Raw genomic sequence first — 19,123 nt, 5'->3', positions numbered from 1 at the left:
ATGGCTCCCTAACGTCTCAGCCGGCAAGGGAAATTCACATGCGGCCTGACATCGTCGTCATCGGAGGGGGAACGGTCGGGGCAGCCATCGCCTACGGCCTGGCGAAGCGACGCCAGAACGTGCTGCTGCTCGACGGCGACGATGGCGACTTCCGCGCGGCCCGCGCCAATTTCGGCCTGGTCTGGCTGCAGGGCAAGGGGCTCGGCATGCCGGCCTATCAGGCCCTGACGCGCCGGAGCATCGCCCTGTGGCGCGGTTTTTCCGATGCGCTCGAAGCCGAGACGGGGAGCGATCTCGCTTACGAGCAGAATGGCGGCCTCACCTTCTGCCTCGGGGAGGAGGCCTTCGAGAAGCGCCGCCTCGACCTGATGCGCCTGCACAACCAGCGCGGCGACGGCGAGCCGGACTGGGAGATGCTCGACCGGCCGGCGCTGGAGCGCCTGCTGCCCAAGGCCGGGCTCGGTCCCGACGTGACGGGCGCAAGCTTCGGCCGGCATGACGGCCACGCCAATCCGCTGCGGCTTCTGGCGGCGCTGCATGGCGGGCTGGTCCGCCTCGGCGGCCACATCCGTCATCGCGCCCGCGTCGAGCGGATCGAGCGGGCCGGCGCCGATTTTCGCCTCATCCTCGACGGCGAGACATTGACGGCGCCGCGCATCGTCATCGCCGCCGGGCTCGGCTCGGTGGCTCTCGGCCGGCAGGTCGGGCTCGATGTGCCGGTGCATCCGGAACGGGGCCAGGTGCTCGTCACCGAGCGACTCTCCCCCTTCCTGCCCCTCCCCGCCAGCGGCCTGCGCCAGACAGCGGAAGGCACGGTGATGATCGGCGCGACCAAGGACGAAGTCGGCTTCGATGCCTCGACCACCACCGAAGCCGCCGCCTCGCTGAGCCGCAAGACGGTCCGGACCATTCCCGCGCTCGCACATGTCGGGCTCGTCCGGCAATGGGCGGGCCTGCGGATCATGACGCCCGACGGCTACCCGATCTACGCGCAATCGGAGAGCCATCCCGGCGCCTTCGTCGCGCTCTGCCATTCCGGCGTGACGCTCGCGGCCTTCCATGCCGATCCCCTCGCCGAGGCGATCACGGCCGGTTCGCTCTCCGAAACCTTTTCTCCCTTCCACCAGAGACGCTTCGATGTTCCGCAAGCTGCATGATCCAGGGCCGTCCGCCGTCACGGTCCATATCGACGGACGCCCGGTCCGGGCCGAAGCCGGAGAGAGCGTCGCCGCCGTGCTGCTGCGCCAGCCCGAAGGCTGGAACCGGACCACGCCGGTCTCGGAAAGCCGCCGGGCGCCTTATTGCATGATGGGCGTCTGTTTCGAATGCCTCGTCGAGGTCGATGGCCAGGGCTCCGTGCAGAGCTGCCTGACCCCGGTGCGGGACGGCATGTCCGTGGCCCGCCAGCAAGGACGCCGGAGCCTCTCGGCATGAGCGATCATCATACCGATCTCCTGATCGTCGGCGCGGGGCCGGCCGGCATGGCCGCTGCCGTGACAGCCCGTCGCCATGGCTTGTCCGTGCGGGTGGTCGACGATCAGCCGGCGCCCGGCGGCCAGATCTGGCGCGCTATCGAGACCGTCGCTGCGACGCCGCGCCTGGCGCGGCTGGGCGAAGCCTATCGCGCCGGCATCGACCGCGCCGCCGCCTTTCGCGCCTGCGGCGCCCTCTACGAGCCGCAGAGCCAGCTCTGGCAGATCGAGCCGGGGTTTCGCGCCTTCCTGACCCGCGACGGCCGGGCCCGCAGCGTGACCGCTGAGGCGATCATCCTCGCCACCGGTGCGCAGGAGCGCCCGGTGCCCTTCCCGGGCTGGACGCTGCCGGGCGTGCTGACGGTCGGCGCGGCGCAGATCCTGCTGAAGACCGCCGATTCCGTCCCGGACAAGCCGGTCTGGATCGCTGGCTGCGGGCCGCTGCCATTGCTCTACATGACGCAGCTTCTGGCGGCGGGCGGCAAGATCGCCGGCTTCCTCGACACCACGCCGCGCGGACGGGTCGGCGCGGCGCTGCGCCATCTGCCGCAGGGGCTCGGACGCTTCGGCGACCTCGTCAAGGGCCTGTCCTGGTCGCTCGCGCTGAAACGGGCCGGCTTCCCGATCATCCGCCATGTCGCGGAGCTGCGTGCCGAAGGCGACGGGCGTCTCGAAAGCCTGCATTACCGCACGCAGGACGGCCGGGAAGGCGATGTCGCCGCCGAGGTGCTGCTCGTCCATGAGGGCGTTGTGCCCAATATCCATGCCCCGCTCGCGCTGAGCTGCGCGGTCAGATGGGATGCCGGCCAGCATTGCCAGATCCCCGTGCTCGACACCTGGGGCGAAACCTCGCAGGCGAATGTCTTCGTCGCCGGCGACGGCGCCGGCATCGGCGGGGCCGAGGCGGCCGAGCCGCGTGGGCGGCTCGCGGCGCTGCGTGTCGCCACCAAGCTCGGAAAGCTGCGGGACGATGCGGCCGAGGCCGCCGCGCGTCCGGAGCAAGCCACGCTGTCACGCGCGCTCGCGCTGCGGCCTTTCCTCGATGCTCTCTACGCGCCGCGCCCGCAGGTCTTCGCGCCCGCCGACGAGACGCTGGTGTGCCGCTGCGAGGAGGTCACGGCCGGCGAATTGCGCATCCGCGCTGCGCAGGGGCGGCCCGGGCCGAACCAGCTCAAGGCCTTCACCCGCGCCGGCATGGGCCCCTGCCAGGGGCGGCAATGCGGCTACACCATGGCCCATATCGTTGCGGCGGTTCAGAACCGGCCTGTCGAGGAGGTCGGCTTCTACCGCATCCGGCCGCCCTTGAAGCCCGTGACGCTCGGCGAACTCGCCAGCCTCGACGAGCAGGAGCCGGCGGCATGAGCATCGAGGCCTTCGATGTCGCGGTGGTGGGGGGCGGGCTGCACGGCCTGTCCGCCGCGCTGCATCTGGCCCGCGCCGGCCGCCGCGTCACGGTGATCGAGCGACGTTGGACGGGCCGGCACGCCTCGGGCGCCACGGCTGCCGGGGTGCGCACGCTCAACCGCGACATCGCGGAGGTGCCGATCTCGCTCGAGGCCATGGCGATGTGGCATCGCATCGCCGAGATCGTCGGCGACGATTGCGGCTTTCACGCCCGTGGCCAGGTCAACGTCGCGGAACGCGACGAGCATATGCCGGCCCTGCTCCAGCGCGAGGCGAAGATGCGCGCGCTCGGGCACAGTCATGAGGAGCTGGTCGATGCGAAGGAACTGCGCCGCCTTGTGCCGGCGCTGAGCCCGCATTGCGTCGGCGCGCTGGTCGCGCGACGCGACGGCGCGGCCGATCCGCACCGGACCATCCTCGCCTTCCGCCGTGCCTGCGAGGCCGAGGGCGTCGTCATCGCCGAGGGTTGCGGCGTCGAGGCGGTCGACCGGCAGGGCCCGGACTGGCTGCTCGCCTGCGGCGATCGCCGCTTCTGCGCGCCGGTCGTGGTCAATGCGGCCGGCGCCTGGGCGGCTCGGCTGGCGGCCTTGTTCGGCGACGACATCGCGCTCGGCGTGCGCGCCTCGATGATGATCGTGACCGAGCGCCTCGCGCCGCTGCTCGACCCCGTGGTCAGCGTGGTCGGCCGGGCGCTCTCCTTCAAGCAGTCGGACCAGGGCACGCTGGTGATCGGCGGCGGCCTGCAAGGCGCGGCCGATCTCGACCGGGAAAGCAGCACGGTGAACTTCAGCGAGCTGGCCAAGGGCGCGCGCGCGTCGAGCGACCTCTTCCCGGCCGTGCACGGGGTCCGCATCGCCCGTTGCTGGACCGGAATCGAGGCGCAGACGCGCGACCGCCTGCCGGTGATCGGCGCCTCGCCGAATGCGCCCGGCCTCTTCCATGCCTTCGGCTTCTCCGGGCACGGCTTCCAGCTCGTCCCGGTCGTCGGCTCGATCCTGGCCGAGCTCGTCGTCGAAGGCCACACCCGGCGCGAGATCGCAGCCTTCGCGCCGCAACGCCTGATGCAGGAAAGGGCCGCGGCATGACGAGCTTCGTTGTCAGGCGCCTCCTGCTCGCCATTCCCACGCTGTTCGTGATGCTGACGGCGATCTTCGTGCTGGTCAGGCTCGTGCCGGGCGATGCCGCTTCCGTCATCCTCGGCGATCAGGCGAGCGCCGCCTCGCTCGCGGCCCTGCGCGAGAAGCTCGGCCTCGACCAGCCGGTCCATGTCCAGTACCTCGCGTTCATCGGCAAGGTGCTCACCGGCGATCTCGGCCAGTCCCTCAGCAGCGGCCGCAGCGTCATCCAGGAGGTGCTGCTCGTCCTGCCCTCGACCATCGAACTGACGGTCGCCGCCGTCGCCATCGGCCTCGTCTTCGGCCTGCCGCTCGGCGTCGCCGCCGCGCTCAGCCGCAATGGCTGGATCGACTATGTCGCGCGCGTCGTCTCCCTGGTCGGGCTCTCCTTCCCGGCCTTCGTCTCCGGCATCCTGATGCTGATCGTCTTCGCCATCCAGCTCGGCTGGTTCCCCGTGCTGGGCAATACCAGCGGCTCGGGCGACCTGACGGAGCGCCTGCGTGCGCTGGCGCTGCCGGCGCTCAATCTCGGCATCATCATGACGGCCTATGTGATGCGGGTGACGCGTGCGGCGATGCTCGGCGTCCTCACCGAGGACTATATCCGCACCGCCCGCGCCAAGGGGGTGAGCCCGACCCGGCTCGTCGTCACCCATGCGCTGCGCAACAGCCTGATCCCGATCATCACGGTGGTCGGGCTCTATTTCGGCACGCTGATCGGCAATTCGGTGCTGACCGAGATCATCTTCAACCGGCCGGGCCTGGGCAAGCTGATCATCGGCGCGCTCAACGCCCGCGACTACACGCTGCTGCAGGGGCTGATGATCATCTTCGCCATCTGCGTGATCATCGTGAACACCGTGACGGACATGGCCTATGGCCTCGTCGATCCGAGGGTGAAATACACATGAGCGCCGTCGCCTCCACGACCATCGAGATTCGGCCGGGCGGCCTCTGGCTCGCCTTCAGCCAGAACAAGCTCGCCTGGATCGGCCTCCTCCTGCTCGGCCTGATCGTCTTCGTCGCGGTGTTCGCGCCCTGGCTCGCGCCGCACGATCCGCTCGAGCAGAACATCGTCGCGCGGCTCGAACCACCTTCGGCCGAGTTCTGGCTCGGTACCGATTCCTATGGCCGCGACGTGCTCTCGCGCCTGATCTACGGGGCGCGCATCTCGCTCTTCGTCGGCTTCGTCGCGATCCTCATCGCCATGCTGATCGGCACGGCGATCGGCGTCATCGCCGGCTATATCGGCGGCCTCTTCGACCAGCTCGTCATGGGCGTGCTCGACGTGCTGCTGGCGTTCCCGACCCTGCTGCTCGGCCTGATGATCGCGGCGATGCTGGGGGCGAGCCTGGAGAACCTGATCATCGCGATCGCGGTCACCGAGATCGCGCCCTTCGCCCGCGTGGCCCGCGCCCCGACGATCACGCTGCGCCAGCGCGACTTCGTCGAGGCGAGCCGCTCCTATGGCTGCGGGCCGTTCCGGATCATGACGCGGCACATCCTGCCCAACATGCTGTCGGATGTGGTGGTGATGAGCTCGCTCTGGCTGGCATCGGCGATCCGCACGGAAGCCTCGCTGAGCTTCATCGGGCTCGGCGTGCCGCCCCCCGCCGCCACCAGGGGCGGCATGATCCGGGAAGGCTTCGAGAACATCCTGGACGCCTGGTGGCTCGCGGTCTTTCCGAGCCTCGCGATCCTGGCAACGGTGCTCGCGCTCAACCTGCTCGGCGATGCCCTGCGCGACGCCTCGGACCCGCGCTCCCGCTCACGGTGAGGGCAACGGTCTCGCCGACTGGCGAACCACCTCCGATATCTCGCGGAGCTGGGGGCCCAGCGGGCTCGTCCTGCGCCAGACCATGCCGATCGTGCGGGAGGGCTGGGGCGCCTCAAAGCGCACGATGGAGACGGATGCCGAGCGCGTCTCGACCGCCACGGCCATTTCCGGGATCAGGGTGACGCCGAGACCGGCATCGACCATCTGGACCAGCGTCGACAGCGAACTCGCATCCAAAAGGTCACGCGGCTGCGCGGCACGCGGTCTGGTATTGCAGAAGGAGAGGGCCTGATCACGGAAGCAATGCCCCTCCTCGAGCAGCAGCAGCCTCATCTCGCGCAGCGCCTCGCGGCTCGGGGCGGGCTTCCCGTCATCCGCGCGCGGGCGGAGAAGGACGAAGCTCTCGGTGAACAGCGCGACCTCGGTCAGGGACGGCTCCGATACCGGCAAGGCGACGATCGCCATGTCGAGGCGCCCCTCGTTCAATTCCTCGACCAGCTTCGGCGTCAGCGTCTCGCGCACATGGAGGTCGAGGCCGCCATGCAGGCGGGTGAGATCGCCGATGAGGTTCGGCAGCAGATAGGGCGCGACCGTCGGGATCACGCCGATGCGCAACCGCGCGACCTGCCCGCCGCGGGAGGCGCGGGCATAGCCTTCCAGCTCGTCGAACGAGCGCAGGATCTCCCTCGCCCGCTCCGCGATTCCCTCGCCGAAACGCGTCAGGCGAACCTGGCGCCCGCCTCTCTCGAAGAGATCGGAGCCGAGCTCGCCCTCGAGAACCTTGATCTGCATCGACAGGGCCGGCTGCGAGATCGAGCACGCCTCGGCCGCGCGTCCGAAATGACCGTGCCGCGCCAGCGCCTCGAAATAGCGAAGCTGCTTGAGTGTCAGGTTCGTCATAATTTCAACTTATCGATGCAATCAGAAAATCGGAATTAAAATAATGAAACCGCTTTGCTAAGAGGCTAGCAGCGAAGAGGGGTGCAGCAGATGTCACGACCGCCACGCACCGCGAAGGCCAGCGCTGTTTCGGCCCCCGGCTTCCGCCGGCCCGCTCGCGTGCCGTGCCCCGCCTTCGCTCGGCAAGCCCGTCCGGTTCGGATGCCCCGATCGCCCGACGCCCTTTCGCCCCACTGATCCTGACAGGAGGAGCCGCTCCCCGAGGGCAAGGCTCCGATCGTCATGGAACCATGCCTTCAGCCCAGCCAAGCCCGGAGAGAAACATGAACGCGAAGACTGAGGACAGCACGGGCAAATGCCCCGTCGCCCATGGCGGCGGCGCCCGGCAGAATCGCGACTGGTGGCCGAGCCAGCTGCCCGTCGACCTGCTGAACCAGCACTCGGCCAAGTCCGATCCGCTGGATCAGACCTTCAGCTACCGCAAGGCGTTCGAGAAGCTCGACTATGAGGCGCTGAAGAACGACCTGCGCAAGCTGATGACCGAATCGCAGGATTGGTGGCCGGCCGATTTCGGCCATTACGGCCCGCAGTTCATCCGCATGTCCTGGCATTCCGCCGGCACCTATCGCCTCGCGGACGGTCGCGGCGGCGGCGGCCGTGGCCAGCAGCGCTTCGCCCCGCTCAACAGCTGGCCGGACAACGTCAACATCGACAAGTCGCGCCGCCTGCTCTGGCCGATCAAGCAGAAATACGGCCAGGCCATCTCCTGGGCCGACCTGATGATCCTGACCGGCAATGTCGCGCTGGAGACCATGGGCTTCCGCACCTTCGGCTTCGCCGGCGGCCGCGAGGACACCTGGGAGCCCGACAATGACGTGAACTGGGGCGCCGAGACCGCCTGGCTGACCCATCGCCCGCTCGACGCATTCGACGCGCCGCTCAGCGCCACCGAGATGGGCCTGATCTACGTCAATCCGGAAGGTCCGGGCGCCAATGGCGATCCGGTCTCGGCCGCGCATTTCATCCGCGAGACCTTCGCCCGGATGGCGATGAACGACGAGGAGACCGTCGCGCTGATCGGCGGCGGCCACACCTTCGGCAAGACGCATGGCGCTGCGCCGGAATCCCACAAGGGTCCTGATCCCGAAGCCGCCGAGCTGGAGGCGCAGGGTCTCGGCTGGGCCAGCAATTACGGCACCGGCCATGGCGCCGATGCGGTCGGCAGCGGCCTCGAGGTCACCTGGACGCAGACCCCGGCGCAGTGGAGCAACCACTTCTTCGAGAACCTGTTCAAATACGAATGGGTTCAGACCCGCAGCCCCGGCGGCGCCATCCAGTGGGAGGCGAAGGATGCCGAGGCGGTCATCCCCGACGCCCATGATCCGGCGAAGAAGCACAAGCCGACGATGCTGACGACCGACCTGTCGCTGCGCTTCGACCCGGTCTACGAGAAGATCTCGCGCCGGTTCCTCGAGAACCCGCAGGCCTTCGCGGAAGCCTTCGCCCGCGCCTGGTTCAAGCTGACCCATCGCGATCTCGGCCCGCGCTCGCGCTATCTCGGCCCGGAAGTGCCGAAGGAAGAGCTGATCTGGCAGGATGTGGTGCCGGCCGTCGATCATCCGCTGGTCGGCGAGGCCGATATCGCCGCCCTCAAGGAGAAGATCCGGGCCTCCGGCCTCACCGTCTCCGAGCTGGTCGGCACGGCCTGGGCCTCGGCCGCGACCTTCCGCGGCGGCGACAAGCGCGGCGGCGCCAACGGTGCGCGCGTCCGCCTCAGCCCCCAGAAGGACTGGGAGGTCAACCGGCCTGCCCAGCTCGCCAAGGTGATCGAGGTGCTCGACGGCATCCGGCGCCAGTTCAACAAGGAAGCCGACGGCGACCAGAAAATCTCGCTGGCCGACCTCATCGTGCTGGCCGGCAATGTCGGCGTCGAGCAGGCGGCGAAGGCCGCCGGCCATGACGTCAGCGTGCCGTTCACGCCGGGCCGCACTGACGCCAAGCAGGAGCAGACCGACATCCATTCCTTCGCGGTGATGGAGCCTGCCCTGGACGGCTTCCGCAACTCCCAGAAGGCCGGGGCGAAGGTGCCGGCCGAGGTCGCGCTGATCGACCGGGCGCAGCTCCTGACTCTGACCGCGCCGGAGCTGACGGTGCTGATCGGCGGCCTGCGCGCCATCAACATCAACGCCGACGGCGGCAAGCACGGCATCCTGACCAACCGGCCGGGCGCGCTGACGAACGATTTCTTCGTCAACCTGCTCGACATGGGCACGCAGTGGAAGGCCGCCTCCGAGGCCAAGGACGTGTTCGAGGGCACCGATCGCAAGACCGGCGCCGCGAAATGGACCGGCACCCGCGCCGACCTCGTCTTCGGCTCGAACTCGATCCTGCGTGCGCTGGCGGAGGTCTATGCCAGCACGGACGCCAGGGAGAAGTTCGTGAAGGACTTCGTGGCGGCCTGGACGAAGGTGATGAATCTCGACCGTTTCGACATCGCCTGATGCAACGACGCCCGGCCGCCATCCTGCGGGCGGGCGCTCACGCGAACCGGTCCGTCATTCGCTGAACGGACCGGCCTCTCGCAGGATCGCGCCGTCGTCCCGGGCTTGCCCCGGTACGACGGCGTTTTCCTGAAAACGCCCCGGCCTTCCAAACGCGCCCCGGGGATGCAGCCCGCAGGCAAAGATTTTGCGCGGCCGGGGATGGACGGCGGGCACCGTCTGCGCGAAATTTCAGCATGCAGCCCTTGCAGATATTTTAAGCTTGAAACATTATGCTCCGGCGCGAGCCAAAGAAGTCCGAGGGAACCCGGCCGCGCCTCCTTTTTCGCTCGTTCGTCCCGGGAGGGCATCGATGACGACTCTCAAATTCGCACTCGCGCTCGGTTGTGGCGCGCTGGCCCTCTCCATGGCCTCGGCCCAGGCGCAGGAGCCGATGAAGATCGGCGTGGTCAGCGTCCTGACCGGCCCCGGCGCCGCGCTCGGCCAGCAGGTCCGCGACGGCTTCCAGCTCGCGGTCGACAAGAATGGCGGCAAGCTCGGCGGCGTGCCGGTCAAGATCACCGTGATCGACGACGAATTGAAGCCCGACGTCGCGGTCGACCGGGTGCGCAGCTTCGTCGAGAGCGAGAAGCCGACCTTCGTCGTCGGCCCGGTCTTCTCCAACATCCTGGGCGCGATCGCCAAGCCCGTGCTCGATTCCGGCGCCTTCCTGATCAGCCCGAATGCCGGCCCGTCCACCATGGCGGGCAAGGCCTGCAACAAGAACTTCTTCGTCACCTCCTACCAGAACGACCAGGTGCACGAGGTCCTCGGCAAATACGCGCAGGACCAGAACTACAAGCGGGCCTATATCATCGCGCCGAACTATCAGGCGGGTAAGGACTCGCTCGCCGGCTTCAAGCGCTACTTCAAGGGCGAGATCGTCGATGAGGTCTACGCCCCGCTGAACGCGCTCGACTTCTCGGCCGACCTCGCCAAGATCGCCTCCACCAAGCCCGACGTCGTCTTCGCCTTCCTGCCCGGCGGGCTCGGCGTCAACTTCGTCAAGCAGTGGTCGCAGGCCGGCCTGCAAGGCAAGATTCCCTTCCTCTCCGCCTTCACGGTCGATGAATCGACCCTGCCGGCGCAGCAGGATGCGGCGGTCGGGCTCTATGGCGGCATGACCTGGGCGCCCAACATGGACAATCCGCAGACGAAGGACTTCGTGAAGGCCTATGAAGCCGCCTACAAGATCGTGCCGGGCTCCTACGCCCAGCAGGCCTATGATGCGGCGATGCTGATCGATTCCGCCGTGAAGGCGGCCGGCGGCACCGGCAATGCCGACAAGCTGCGCGACGCCATCAAGAAAGCCGACTTCACCTCGCTGCGCGGCAAGTTCAAGTTCAACACCAACGGCTTCCCGATCCAGGACTTCTATCTCGTCAAGGTCGCCAAGCGCGCGGACGGCAAGTTCCAGACCGAGATCGCCGAGAAGGTGTTCACCGACTACGCCGATCCGCACGCCAAGGATTGCGGGTTGAAATAAGGCGCCTCGGCGCCACATCCGCCACCGTCATCCCGGACAAGCCGCGAAGCGGCGCCGATCCAGGATCCATCGAAGGGCAGAGTCCTGCAAGGAATGCGCTCTACGATGGATTCCGGGCCTTCGCTTCGCTACGCCCGGAATGACGGTCGAGGTTGATCGCGACGGCAGAGCGAGCCACCGATCCCATGACCACAAGCCTCCTGATCGTCCAGCTCCTCAACGGGCTTCAGTTCGGCATCCTGCTGTTCCTGGTCGCGGCCGGGCTGACGCTGGTCTTCGGCGTGATGGACTTCATCAACCTCGCCCATGGCGTCCAGTACATGCTCGGCGCCTATCTCGCCGTGACCTTCGTCGGCCTGACCGGCTCCTTCATGCTCGGACTCGCCCTGGCGCTCGCCGCCGCGCTGCTGCTGGGTCTGGTGCTGGAATTCCTCGTCTTCCGCCATCTCTACGAACGCGACCATCTAGACCAGGTGCTGGCGACCTTCGGCCTGATCCTGCTGTTCAACCAGGCGGTGAAGATGATCTGGGGCGCGGCGCCTCTTTCCGTGCCGGTGCCCGAATTTCTGTCGGGCAATGTCCGGCTGATGGACGGTATCCTCTATCCCGTCTACCGCTTCGCGCTGATCGGGGCAGGCCTGGGCGTCGGCGCGCTGCTCTGGTTCGTCGTCGAGAAGACGCGCACCGGCATGCTGCTCCGGGCCGGCGCCTCCAACGCGCCGATGGTCTCGGCGCTCGGTGTCGATATCCGCAAGCTCTTCATGATCGTCTTCGCCTTCGGCACCATGCTCGCGGGCTTCGCCGGGACGATGGCGGCGCCGATCCTCTCGGTCGAGCCCGGCATGGGCGACACGGTGCTGATCCTGGCCTTCGTCGTCATCGTCGTCGGCGGCATCGGCTCGATCCGCGGCGCCTTCGTCGGCGCGCTGATCGTCGGGCTCGTCGACACGCTCGGCCGCTCCTTCATGAACGATCTGCTGCGGCTGTTCATGGCGCCCGCCTCGGCCCGCGCAACGGGAGCCGCCCTCTCCTCCATGCTGATCTATCTCGTCATGGCGGCGGTCTTGTTCGTGCGGCCCGAAGGCCTGCTGCCGGCCAAGGGGCGCTCGTGAGCGCGGTCACGACATCCGCGGCCATCGGGCGCCCGGCGCTGCCCGCTGCCCGCCGGCTCGCGCCGCTCGTCATCCTCGGCCTGCTCGCGCTGCTGCCGCTGGCCACTGCGCTCGGCCTGCCCGCGCATTGGCTGACATTGGTGACGCGGGCGATGATCTTCGCCATCGCGGCGCTCTCGCTCGACCTCATCCTCGGCGTCGGCGGCCTCGTCTCCTTCGGCCATGCCGCCTTCATCGGGATCGGGGCCTATGGCGCCGGCATCCTGATCACCGAGGGCCAGACCGAGCTGCTGGTCGCGCTGCCGGTGATCCTCATCGTCTGCGGCCTCTTCGCGGCGGTGACCGGCTATGTCTCGCTGCGCACGCGCGGCGTCGCCTTCATCATGATCACGCTCGCCTTCGGGCAAATGGCCTTCTATTTCGCCCAGGCGCTCTCCGCCTATGGCGGCGATGACGGGCTGACGCTCTACGAGAAGAGCACGCTGCTGGGCCGGGAAATCTTCGCCAACCGTACCGGCTTCTACTACATCGCGCTCGGCACGCTGGCCTTCTGCTACTGGCTGGCGCGGCGGCTGGTGGCCTCGCGCTTCGGCCGCGTGCTGCGGGCCGCGCGCGAGAACGCCGTACGCGTCACCGTCACCGGCTACGATGTCGACCATGTCCGGCTCGGCGCCTATGTGATCAGCGGCATGATGGCGGGGCTCGCCGGCTTCCTGCTCGCCAACCAGACCGATTTCGTCAGCCCTGCCTTCATGTCCTGGCAGCGCTCGGGCGAATTGATCTTCATGGTCGTGCTCGGCGGCGTCGGCTCTCTCCACGGAGCCATCGTCGGGGCGCTCGCCTTCCTGATCGCCGAGGATGTGCTTTCGGCGTGGACCCAGAACTGGAAGGCGATCTTCGGGCCGCTGATCGTGCTCTTCGTCCTGTTCACCCGGGGCGGCATCGCCGGCCTCATGACCAAGCTCAGAGGGCGCCGCGATGGCTGAGCCGGCGCTCGCACTGAAGGGGCTCGCCAAATCCTTCGGCGCGCTCAAGGTCACCGACGGGGTCGACCTTTCAATCGCGCCGGGCGAGCTTCACGCTCTGATCGGCCCCAATGGCGCGGGCAAGACGACGCTGGTTCACCAGATCTCCGGAACGCTGCGGCCGGATTCCGGCGCGATCCTGTTCGGAGGCACGGACATCACCCATCTGCCGCCGCAGAAGCGGGCGCGAGCGGGACTCGCCCGCACCTTCCAGATCACCTCGACCATCGCCTCGCTTTCGGCGCTGGAGAATGTCGCGCTCGGCGTGCAGGCGCATAGCGCTCACCCGCTCTCCCTCTTCCGCGACGCGGCGCGCGACGAGGCACTCAATGCGCCCGCCTGGGAGGCGCTGGAGGCGGTCGGCCTGACCGAGCGCGCCCATGCTCCCGCCGGCAGCCTCTCGCATGGCGAGAAGCGCGCGCTGGAGATCGCGATGGCGCTGACCCTCAAGCCAAAGCTCATCCTGCTCGACGAGCCCCTCGCCGGCGTCGGCCATGAGGAGGGCGAGCGATTGATCGCGCTTTTGAAGAGCCTCAAGGGCCGCTTCGCCATGCTGCTGGTCGAGCACGATATGAGCGCCGTCTTTGCGCTCGCCGACCGCGTCACGGTGCTGGTCTATGGTGGCGTCATCGCCTCGGGCGAGCCGGCGGCAGTGCGGGCCGATCCGGCCGTGCGGCAGGCCTATCTCGGCGAGGAGGTCTAGCGATGCTCCGCGTCGAAGGGCTCGATGCCGGCTATGGTGAGGCGCAGATCCTGTTCGGGGTTGATCTCACTGTCGGCGAGGGCGAGGTGGTGACTCTGCTCGGCCGCAACGGCATGGGCAAGACCACGACGGTGCGCGCCATCATGGGCCTCTTGCCGGCCAAGGCCGGACGCATCGCCTTCGGCGGCCGCGACCTGACCGGCGCCCCGCCCTTCCGCGTCGCGCAGGCCGGCATCGGCCTGGTGCCGGAAGGCCGGCAGATTTTTCCAACGCTTTCGGTCGAGGAAAATCTGATTGCGACCGCAGCAGATCGTTCCGGCAAGAAGCGCTGGGACTTGGAGCGGATCTATGCCTTCTTCCCGCGTCTCAGGGAAAGACGAGAGAATCGCGGCAACCAGCTCTCCGGCGGCGAGCAGCAGATGCTGGCGATCGGACGGGCGCTGATGACCAATCCCAAGCTGATCATCCTCGACGAGGCGACAGAGGGGCTCGCGCCCCTGATCCGCGAGGAGATCTGGAACTGCCTGACGGCCTTGAAGGCGGAAGGCGAATCCATTCTCGTCATCGACAAGAACGTCGATGCGCTGGTCCGGATCGCCGACCGCCATGTCGTGCTGGAGAAGGGGCGCGTCGTCTGGCGCGGCACCAGCGCCGAATTGCGCAGCGACAGCGCCGTGAAGGACCGCTTCCTGCACTTCTAGCAGCAGCGACCGCCAACCGCCGCCCGGTCCGCTGGCCGGCTTGATGAGGAGAGCAAGATCATGAAGCCGCTGACTGCCGGCGTGACGCGCGCCAATGAAGGCCTGGACGCGATTTCCTGGAACATCCTCGGCCAGACCTATGTGCCGAAGACGCTGTCGCAGGACAGCTTCTCCTGGCACGCGACCTTCCCGCCGGGCACCTTCGTGCCGCCGCATATCCACACGACGCAGGACGAGTTCATCTACATGCTGGAGGGAAGGCTCGATCTCGTGCTCGACGGGCAGGAGAGCTTCGCCACCGCCGGAGACCTGATCCGCCTGCCGCGCAACGTGCCGCATGGCCTGTTCAACAAGAGCGACGCGACGGTGAAGTGCCTGTTCTGGGTTTCGCCGACCGGCCGGCTCTACGATCTGTTCTGGGGCATCCATTCCATGGCGGAGCAGAAGCCGGCGGATGTCGTCGCGCTCTCGGCCAAGCACGAGGTCGATTTCCTGCCGCCGCCGCCCGAAGGCGCCTGAGCCGGCACATTCCCATGAAAAGCATCGCCTCGCCGGCCGATCGCCCCCTGGCCGGTGATGGCCCGTTAAGGATAATCAATCGCTAAGCGTGAGCGCGCGGATCTGATCTGCTTAACTGCCCCTGCAACCTTGGGTCGTTGTCTTTCGGGGAACGCAACAGCGATGGATACCGAACGTCGTCGCGCGCCGCGCCAGCGCACGCTGCTCGGCGGGATCGTGGCCTTCAACGGCCGGCGCTCGACACTCGATTGCACGATCCGGAACCTGTCCGGCAGCGGCGCGCTGATGGCCGTGCCGGATGCCGTTGCGCTGCCGCCGTCCTTCGAGCTCGAAATCCCTTCGCGGCAGCGTCAGTATTCGGCACGCACGGTCTGGCGCAGCGGCGAGCGGATCGGCATCGTCTTCACCGACCCGGCGGAGGCCGTGCCGCTCGACCTGATGCGCCGGCTCAAGGCTTGCGAGACGGCGAATGCCGGTCTGAAGACCCGCATCCGCCAGCTGACCGAGGCCGGTTGATCAACCCTTGCGGGTTGCCAGTTGCTCGGCCGAGAAGCCGGCCTTGCCGGCATAGGACTTCACGATCTGCTCGCGCCTTGCGTAGCTCAGCACACGCTCGACATCGTCGAAACCGTTCGGCGCCAGCGCCTCGACCGCGTCGATCACCCGCTCCGGCCCGCCGACCCGGTTCATTGCCACCACCTCCGCCGTCGCCGGCAAGCGCTCAGCCTCATAGGCTGCCAGCGCCTGGCGCGGATGCTCGGCTTTGGCCAGCCGGTCGGCAAGGCAGCGCGCATCGAGGATCGCCTGCGAGGCGCCGTTCGAGCCGACCGGATACATCGGATGGGCGGCATCGCCGAGCAGCGTGACGCGGCCATGGGTCCAGCGCGGCAGCGGGTCGCGGTCGCACATCGGGTACTCCCAGAAGGTCGCAGTCGCCCGGATCAGGCCGAGGATGTCGAAGCCCGGCACGCTGAAACGGCGCGCGAAGGGCAGCACATCCTCGAGGCGGCCCGACTTCGACCAGGCCTCCTTCGGCGGCGGCCGCTCGGGATCGCCATTGCGGATGTTGACGACCCAGTTGGTCAATCGCGTCTGTGGTGTCGCCCCCTTGCCGATCGGGTACAGCACAAGCTTGCCGGCCATGCCGCCGGCGATGATCATGCTCTCGCCGTCGAGGAAGACCGGCCAGTCGCAGGCGCCGCGCCACATCTGCACACCCTGCCAGCGCGGCGTCCCCTGGTTCGGGAAGTAGAAAGCCCTGACCGCCGAATGGATGCCGTCGGCGCCCACCAGGATGTCGCCGCGCGCCGTCTCGCCAGCCTCGCCGAAGCGGGCATCGCTGAAATGCGCGGTGACACCGCCCTCATCCTGCAGGAAGCCAAGCAGGCGCCGGCCGGTGCGGATCGCATCCTCGCCAAGCCGCTCGGCGACCGCGTCGCGGATGAGGCGTTGAAGCCTCCCGCGATGGATCGAGAATTGCGGCACCGGCGCGCCGGCATGCAGGCCGCGCGGCTCGCGCCAGACCGCCTGTCCGAAGCGGTTCATATAGATGAGTTCGCGCGTGCGAATCCCGGCCTCGTCGAGCGCCGGCAGCAGGCCGAGCTCGGCGAGCTCGCGGATCGCGTGCGGCAGCGTGTTGATCCCGACACCGACCTCGCGGATTTCCCCCGCCTGTTCGTAGACAGTCGCGCCGATGCCCCGTGCATGCAGCATCAGCGCCAAGGTCAACCCGCCGATGCCGCCGCCAACGATGATAACCCGCATGCATCGTTCCCTGATGCGCCCATTGTCCTGGGTCTGATATTTTAAGTTTGAAATATCTCTTTTCGATTTGTCAATTGCCGCCGGGCGCGGCGTTTCCGGTCCACAGCCGCAATCGGCATCGACCGAAATCGGACAGCGAAGACGGAACAACGCCCCGGCCCTCCGACGTTGTTTTTCATCGAACTGTCACGTCGGCCACAGATAAAGCCGATGTTGGCTGGACGATGGCTCGGACTGTGTCCCGGCGGCTGTCGGTCGAACCGCGCGCCGTCTTCTTTCAACCCGTCACGCATAGAGTTGACAGCATGTCTCCCGACAATCTGGACCGCGTGCCGCAGCGTCTCCCCCCGCGCCGCCGCCGCGACGACGCCCCGCCCGCCCCGACCGAGCGCGAGCGCACCCCCTGGTATTGCCAGCGCTATGTCCCGCATCTGCCGAGCGCCGGCGAAATGGTGCTGTTCGACCGCTCCTGGTACAACCGCGCCGGCGTCGAGCGGGTGATGGGCTTCTGCACCCCCGAGGAGCTGGAGGAGTTCTTCCGCTCGGTTCCGGATTTCGAGCATATGCTCGTGCGCTCCGGCATCATCCTGATCAAGTACTGGTTCTCGATCACCGACGAGGAGCAGGAATTCCGCTTCCGTATGCGCATCGAGGACCCCCTGAAGCAGTGGAAGCTCTCGCCGATGGATCTGGAGAGCCGCGTCCACTGGGAGGACTACACCCGGGCCAAGGAAGAGATGCTGGAGCGGACCCATACGGAGCATGCGCCGTGGTCGGTCGTGCAGGCGGTGGACAAGAAGCGCGCCCGCCTCAACATGATCTCGCATCTGCTCGGCCAGATTCCCTATGAGAACGTGCCGAAGCCCGAGATCGTGCTGCCCGAGCGCGTGCGCAATCCGGATTATCTGCGCCATCCGGTGCCGCCGGAGATGTATGTGCCCGAGGTTTTTTGAGGACGCGCGCCGGCGGCGCACCGAGTAGCCCGGTACGCGAACCGTCATGGCGAGGAGCAAAGCGACGAACCAATCCAGGGCAGCCAGGTGGAACCTCTCACTCAGTCCTGCTGGATTGCTTCGCTCCGCTCGCAATGACGGGCGTGTAAGCTCGCGACGCCCCTACTCGCTGAGAACCGCCTCAGCCCTTCGGGAAGGTCAGCGGCGAATAGTCGGTGACGGGGCGTTTCGCCCAATCATAGTCCGGCGCGGCGGCCTCGGTGCGCTTCTGCGCCTCGTGCAGGCGGCGGGCGGCATCGGGATAGTCCATCGTCAGCACCGTGCCGTCGGCCACGACCAGCCGACCATCGACATAGACGCGATCCACGGCACGCTCAGCGGCCGCATAGACCATGCTGCGCACGGGGTCGCGGCGCGGCTGCATCATCGGATGGGCGAGATCGACCATGACGAGGTCCGCCTTGCAGCCGGCTTCAAGCCGCCCGATGTCGTCGCGGCCGAGCGCGGCGGCGCCGGCCGTGGTCGCAGCCTCGAAGATATCGGTTGTGGTGAGCGTGCGCGGGCTCTCCGCCATCAGCCGGGCGACATAGCCGGCATGGCGCATCTCCTCGAGCATGTTGTGCGGATAGGTGTCGGTGCCGAGCCCGATGCGGACGCCGGCCCGGCGGTAGCGCCCGAAATCGTCGAGCGCGATGCCACGGCGCATGAAGACCGTGGGGCAATGGGCGACGGTCGTGCCGGTCTCGGCGAGCAGCGCGAGATCGCGCCGGCTGTGCCAGGCGACGCGCGGATAATCGTCGAGGAAGATGGCGTGGCCGACGATGCTGGTATCGCCGAGCACGCCGAGCTTCTCGAGCCACTGGATCGGCGAGACGCCGTGGCGGCGGGTGATCTCGTGGAACTCCACCGTCGATTGCGCGGCATGGATCTGCCAGCGCAGCCCGCGGCGCCCGGCTTCGGCATGGCTATCCTTGATCAGCCCCTCGCTGCAGGTGTCGATCTGGGCGGGGCAGACCATGCCGAACAGACGTCCAGAGGGATGGTTCTGCGCCTGCTCGATCACGTCGAGGGCCTGGGCCATGGCTGCCTGCCCGGCCTTCTCGTCCCATTCGTATTCGACGACATGGCCGTTCCTGGTGAACCAGCGGGCCGAGCGGAACATCGGCGACAGGCAGACGCGCAGGCCGCTATTGGCCGCGAGGTCGAGCCAGCCGGGATGGGCGACCGACAGGTCCGCGACCGTGGTGACGCCCGACAGCAGCAATTCCGAATAGGCGACCTCGACGCAGGCCGGCACCGCCTCGGCATCCGGCCGCAGGATCGGCATGAACTCGTAGAGCGAGGAGTTGTAGAGGGCGGGCGAGCCGAGCTCGTCGAGGAAGCCCTTGTTGAGCGGCTCGCTCGACGGATGCGAATGGATGTTGACGAGGCCCGGCATGACCATACGCCCGCGCCCATCGACCGTCTCGTCGGCCTGCCCCTCATAGCGCTTGCCGACGAAGCTGATCGCGCCATCCGCGAAGGCGACGTCGGCATCGTGCAGATAGACGTGGCGGGACGCTTCCGCATCCCAGGCGACAACGATGTCGGCGTTCTTGATGACCGTGATCGTCATGGTGTTCTCCTCCGCTCCCAAAGGCATGGCGCAGGCT

17 protein-coding genes and 1 pseudogene are annotated in these 19,123 nt (G+C 67.8%); 15 read left to right on the top strand and 3 right to left on the bottom strand.

Features of this window, described 5'->3' with window-relative positions; all coding sequences use genetic code 11:
• The first annotated feature begins 38 nt into the window (after window positions 1-38).
• Genes AB4Y99_RS11150 through AB4Y99_RS11125 form a run of 6 tightly spaced genes read left to right on the top strand, consistent with a single transcriptional unit; the run spans window position 39 to window position 5,768 of the window.
• Window positions 39-1,157 (top strand): NAD(P)/FAD-dependent oxidoreductase, encoded by a 1,119-nt coding sequence (locus AB4Y99_RS11150; RefSeq protein ID WP_441523356.1) that lies wholly within the window; start codon window positions 39-41, stop codon window positions 1,155-1,157.
• On the top strand, window positions 1,138-1,434 hold the full coding sequence (locus AB4Y99_RS11145) for a (2Fe-2S)-binding protein (RefSeq protein WP_441523355.1): 297 nt from the start codon (window positions 1,138-1,140) through the stop codon (window positions 1,432-1,434). Before AB4Y99_RS11150 ends, AB4Y99_RS11145 begins: the two co-directional genes overlap by 20 nt.
• Complete coding sequence (locus AB4Y99_RS11140; RefSeq protein WP_441523354.1) at window positions 1,431-2,834, top strand: FAD/NAD(P)-dependent oxidoreductase; 1,404 nt, start codon at window positions 1,431-1,433, stop codon at window positions 2,832-2,834. The genes AB4Y99_RS11145 and AB4Y99_RS11140 overlap by 4 nt, the downstream gene beginning before the upstream one ends.
• Window positions 2,831-3,961, top strand: coding sequence for an NAD(P)/FAD-dependent oxidoreductase (locus AB4Y99_RS11135; protein ID WP_441523353.1), 1,131 nt, complete (start codon window positions 2,831-2,833; stop codon window positions 3,959-3,961). Before AB4Y99_RS11140 ends, AB4Y99_RS11135 begins: the two co-directional genes overlap by 4 nt.
• On the top strand, window positions 3,958-4,902 hold the full coding sequence (locus AB4Y99_RS11130; RefSeq protein WP_038357652.1) for an ABC transporter permease: 945 nt from the start codon (window positions 3,958-3,960) through the stop codon (window positions 4,900-4,902). Before AB4Y99_RS11135 ends, AB4Y99_RS11130 begins: the two co-directional genes overlap by 4 nt.
• On the top strand, window positions 4,899-5,768 hold the full coding sequence (locus tag AB4Y99_RS11125) for an ABC transporter permease (protein WP_441523352.1): 870 nt from the start codon (window positions 4,899-4,901) through the stop codon (window positions 5,766-5,768). Before AB4Y99_RS11130 ends, AB4Y99_RS11125 begins: the two co-directional genes overlap by 4 nt.
• On the opposite strand, the gene AB4Y99_RS11120 is transcribed toward AB4Y99_RS11125, so the two are convergent.
• Window positions 5,760-6,668, bottom strand: coding sequence for a hydrogen peroxide-inducible genes activator (locus tag AB4Y99_RS11120; protein ID WP_441523351.1), 909 nt, complete (start codon window positions 6,666-6,668; stop codon window positions 5,760-5,762). The two genes, AB4Y99_RS11125 and AB4Y99_RS11120, sit on opposite strands and share 9 nt — an antisense overlap.
• A gap of 323 nt (window positions 6,669-6,991) precedes the next feature.
• Here AB4Y99_RS11120 and katG point away from each other — a divergent pair, with 323 nt between their 5' ends.
• From katG to AB4Y99_RS11080, 8 genes are all read left to right on the top strand, one after another.
• Window positions 6,992-9,169, top strand: a complete 2,178-nt coding sequence (gene katG, locus AB4Y99_RS11115; RefSeq protein ID WP_441523350.1) for a catalase/peroxidase HPI — start codon at window positions 6,992-6,994, stop codon at window positions 9,167-9,169.
• A 352-nt stretch (window positions 9,170-9,521) separates the two neighbouring features.
• Complete coding sequence (locus AB4Y99_RS11110) at window positions 9,522-10,694, top strand: ABC transporter substrate-binding protein (protein WP_038357646.1); 1,173 nt, start codon at window positions 9,522-9,524, stop codon at window positions 10,692-10,694.
• A gap of 185 nt (window positions 10,695-10,879) precedes the next feature.
• The gene (locus AB4Y99_RS11105) at window positions 10,880-11,806 is read left to right on the top strand and encodes a branched-chain amino acid ABC transporter permease (protein WP_441523349.1); all 927 of its coding nucleotides are present in this window, start codon (window positions 10,880-10,882) and stop codon (window positions 11,804-11,806) included.
• Window positions 11,803-12,792 (top strand): branched-chain amino acid ABC transporter permease, encoded by a 990-nt coding sequence (locus tag AB4Y99_RS11100; RefSeq protein WP_441523348.1) that lies wholly within the window; start codon window positions 11,803-11,805, stop codon window positions 12,790-12,792. The genes AB4Y99_RS11105 and AB4Y99_RS11100 overlap by 4 nt, the downstream gene beginning before the upstream one ends.
• On the top strand, window positions 12,785-13,534 hold the full coding sequence (locus AB4Y99_RS11095) for an ABC transporter ATP-binding protein (protein ID WP_112764758.1): 750 nt from the start codon (window positions 12,785-12,787) through the stop codon (window positions 13,532-13,534). Before AB4Y99_RS11100 ends, AB4Y99_RS11095 begins: the two co-directional genes overlap by 8 nt.
• Window positions 13,535-13,536: 2 nt before the next feature.
• Entirely contained in the window at window positions 13,537-14,235 is a 699-nt protein-coding gene (locus tag AB4Y99_RS11090) for an ABC transporter ATP-binding protein (protein WP_441523347.1), read from the top strand.
• 60 nt (window positions 14,236-14,295) lie between these two features.
• Window positions 14,296-14,754, top strand: a complete 459-nt coding sequence (locus tag AB4Y99_RS11085; protein WP_038357638.1) for a cupin domain-containing protein — start codon at window positions 14,296-14,298, stop codon at window positions 14,752-14,754.
• Between the two features lie 162 nt (window positions 14,755-14,916).
• Window positions 14,917-15,270 carry a PilZ domain-containing protein gene (locus AB4Y99_RS11080; protein ID WP_038357636.1) on the top strand — a complete coding sequence of 118 codons (354 nt, stop codon included), beginning with the start codon at window positions 14,917-14,919 and terminating at the stop codon, window positions 15,268-15,270.
• Here the strand turns inward: AB4Y99_RS11080 and AB4Y99_RS11075 are convergent, their stop codons facing one another.
• Entirely contained in the window at window positions 15,271-16,518 is a 1,248-nt protein-coding gene (locus tag AB4Y99_RS11075) for a flavin-dependent oxidoreductase (protein WP_441523346.1), read from the bottom strand.
• Between the two features lie 320 nt (window positions 16,519-16,838).
• On the opposite strand from AB4Y99_RS11075, the pseudogene AB4Y99_RS11070 reads away from it, so the two are divergent.
• A pseudogene (locus tag AB4Y99_RS11070) lies at window positions 16,839-17,471 on the top strand (polyphosphate kinase 2 family protein); the annotation flags it as partial.
• 181 nt (window positions 17,472-17,652) lie between these two features.
• On the opposite strand, the gene AB4Y99_RS11065 reads toward AB4Y99_RS11070, so the two are convergent.
• Window positions 17,653-19,086 carry an amidohydrolase family protein gene (locus AB4Y99_RS11065; protein ID WP_441523361.1) on the bottom strand — a complete coding sequence of 478 codons (1,434 nt, stop codon included), beginning with the start codon at window positions 19,084-19,086 and terminating at the stop codon, window positions 17,653-17,655.
• Window positions 19,087-19,123: the final 37 nt, after the last annotated feature.

Origin of the sequence: Allobosea sp. TAB14 (genome assembly GCF_052113865.1) — a bacterium.
Taxonomy (GTDB): Bacteria; Pseudomonadota; Alphaproteobacteria; order Rhizobiales; family Beijerinckiaceae; genus Allobosea; species Allobosea spartocytisi.
Note: the sequence above shows the minus strand (reverse complement) of the source record. Positions and strands in the feature narration are given on the sequence as shown.

Excerpts from the sequence above, each read along its gene's own strand:
- AB4Y99_RS11150 (WP_441523356.1), top strand. The coding sequence starts at position 39 with ATGCGGCCTGACATCGTCGTCATCGGAGGGGGAACGGTCGGGGCAGCC.
- AB4Y99_RS11145 (WP_441523355.1), top strand. The coding sequence starts at position 1,138 with ATGTTCCGCAAGCTGCATGATCCAGGGCCGTCCGCCGTCACGGTCCAT.
- AB4Y99_RS11140 (WP_441523354.1), top strand. The coding sequence starts at position 1,431 with ATGAGCGATCATCATACCGATCTCCTGATCGTCGGCGCGGGGCCGGCC.
- AB4Y99_RS11135 (WP_441523353.1), top strand. The coding sequence starts at position 2,831 with ATGAGCATCGAGGCCTTCGATGTCGCGGTGGTGGGGGGCGGGCTGCAC.
- AB4Y99_RS11130 (WP_038357652.1), top strand. The coding sequence starts at position 3,958 with ATGACGAGCTTCGTTGTCAGGCGCCTCCTGCTCGCCATTCCCACGCTG.
- AB4Y99_RS11125 (WP_441523352.1), top strand. The coding sequence starts at position 4,899 with ATGAGCGCCGTCGCCTCCACGACCATCGAGATTCGGCCGGGCGGCCTC.
- AB4Y99_RS11120 (WP_441523351.1), bottom strand. The coding sequence starts at position 6,668 with ATGACGAACCTGACACTCAAGCAGCTTCGCTATTTCGAGGCGCTGGCG.
- katG (WP_441523350.1), top strand. The coding sequence starts at position 6,992 with ATGAACGCGAAGACTGAGGACAGCACGGGCAAATGCCCCGTCGCCCAT.
- AB4Y99_RS11110 (WP_038357646.1), top strand. The coding sequence starts at position 9,522 with ATGACGACTCTCAAATTCGCACTCGCGCTCGGTTGTGGCGCGCTGGCC.
- AB4Y99_RS11105 (WP_441523349.1), top strand. The coding sequence starts at position 10,880 with ATGACCACAAGCCTCCTGATCGTCCAGCTCCTCAACGGGCTTCAGTTC.
- AB4Y99_RS11095 (WP_112764758.1), top strand. The coding sequence starts at position 12,785 with ATGGCTGAGCCGGCGCTCGCACTGAAGGGGCTCGCCAAATCCTTCGGC.
- AB4Y99_RS11090 (WP_441523347.1), top strand. The coding sequence starts at position 13,537 with ATGCTCCGCGTCGAAGGGCTCGATGCCGGCTATGGTGAGGCGCAGATC.
- AB4Y99_RS11085 (WP_038357638.1), top strand. The coding sequence starts at position 14,296 with ATGAAGCCGCTGACTGCCGGCGTGACGCGCGCCAATGAAGGCCTGGAC.
- AB4Y99_RS11080 (WP_038357636.1), top strand. The coding sequence starts at position 14,917 with ATGGATACCGAACGTCGTCGCGCGCCGCGCCAGCGCACGCTGCTCGGC.
- AB4Y99_RS11075 (WP_441523346.1), bottom strand. The coding sequence starts at position 16,518 with ATGCGGGTTATCATCGTTGGCGGCGGCATCGGCGGGTTGACCTTGGCG.
- AB4Y99_RS11065 (WP_441523361.1), bottom strand. The coding sequence starts at position 19,086 with ATGACGATCACGGTCATCAAGAACGCCGACATCGTTGTCGCCTGGGAT.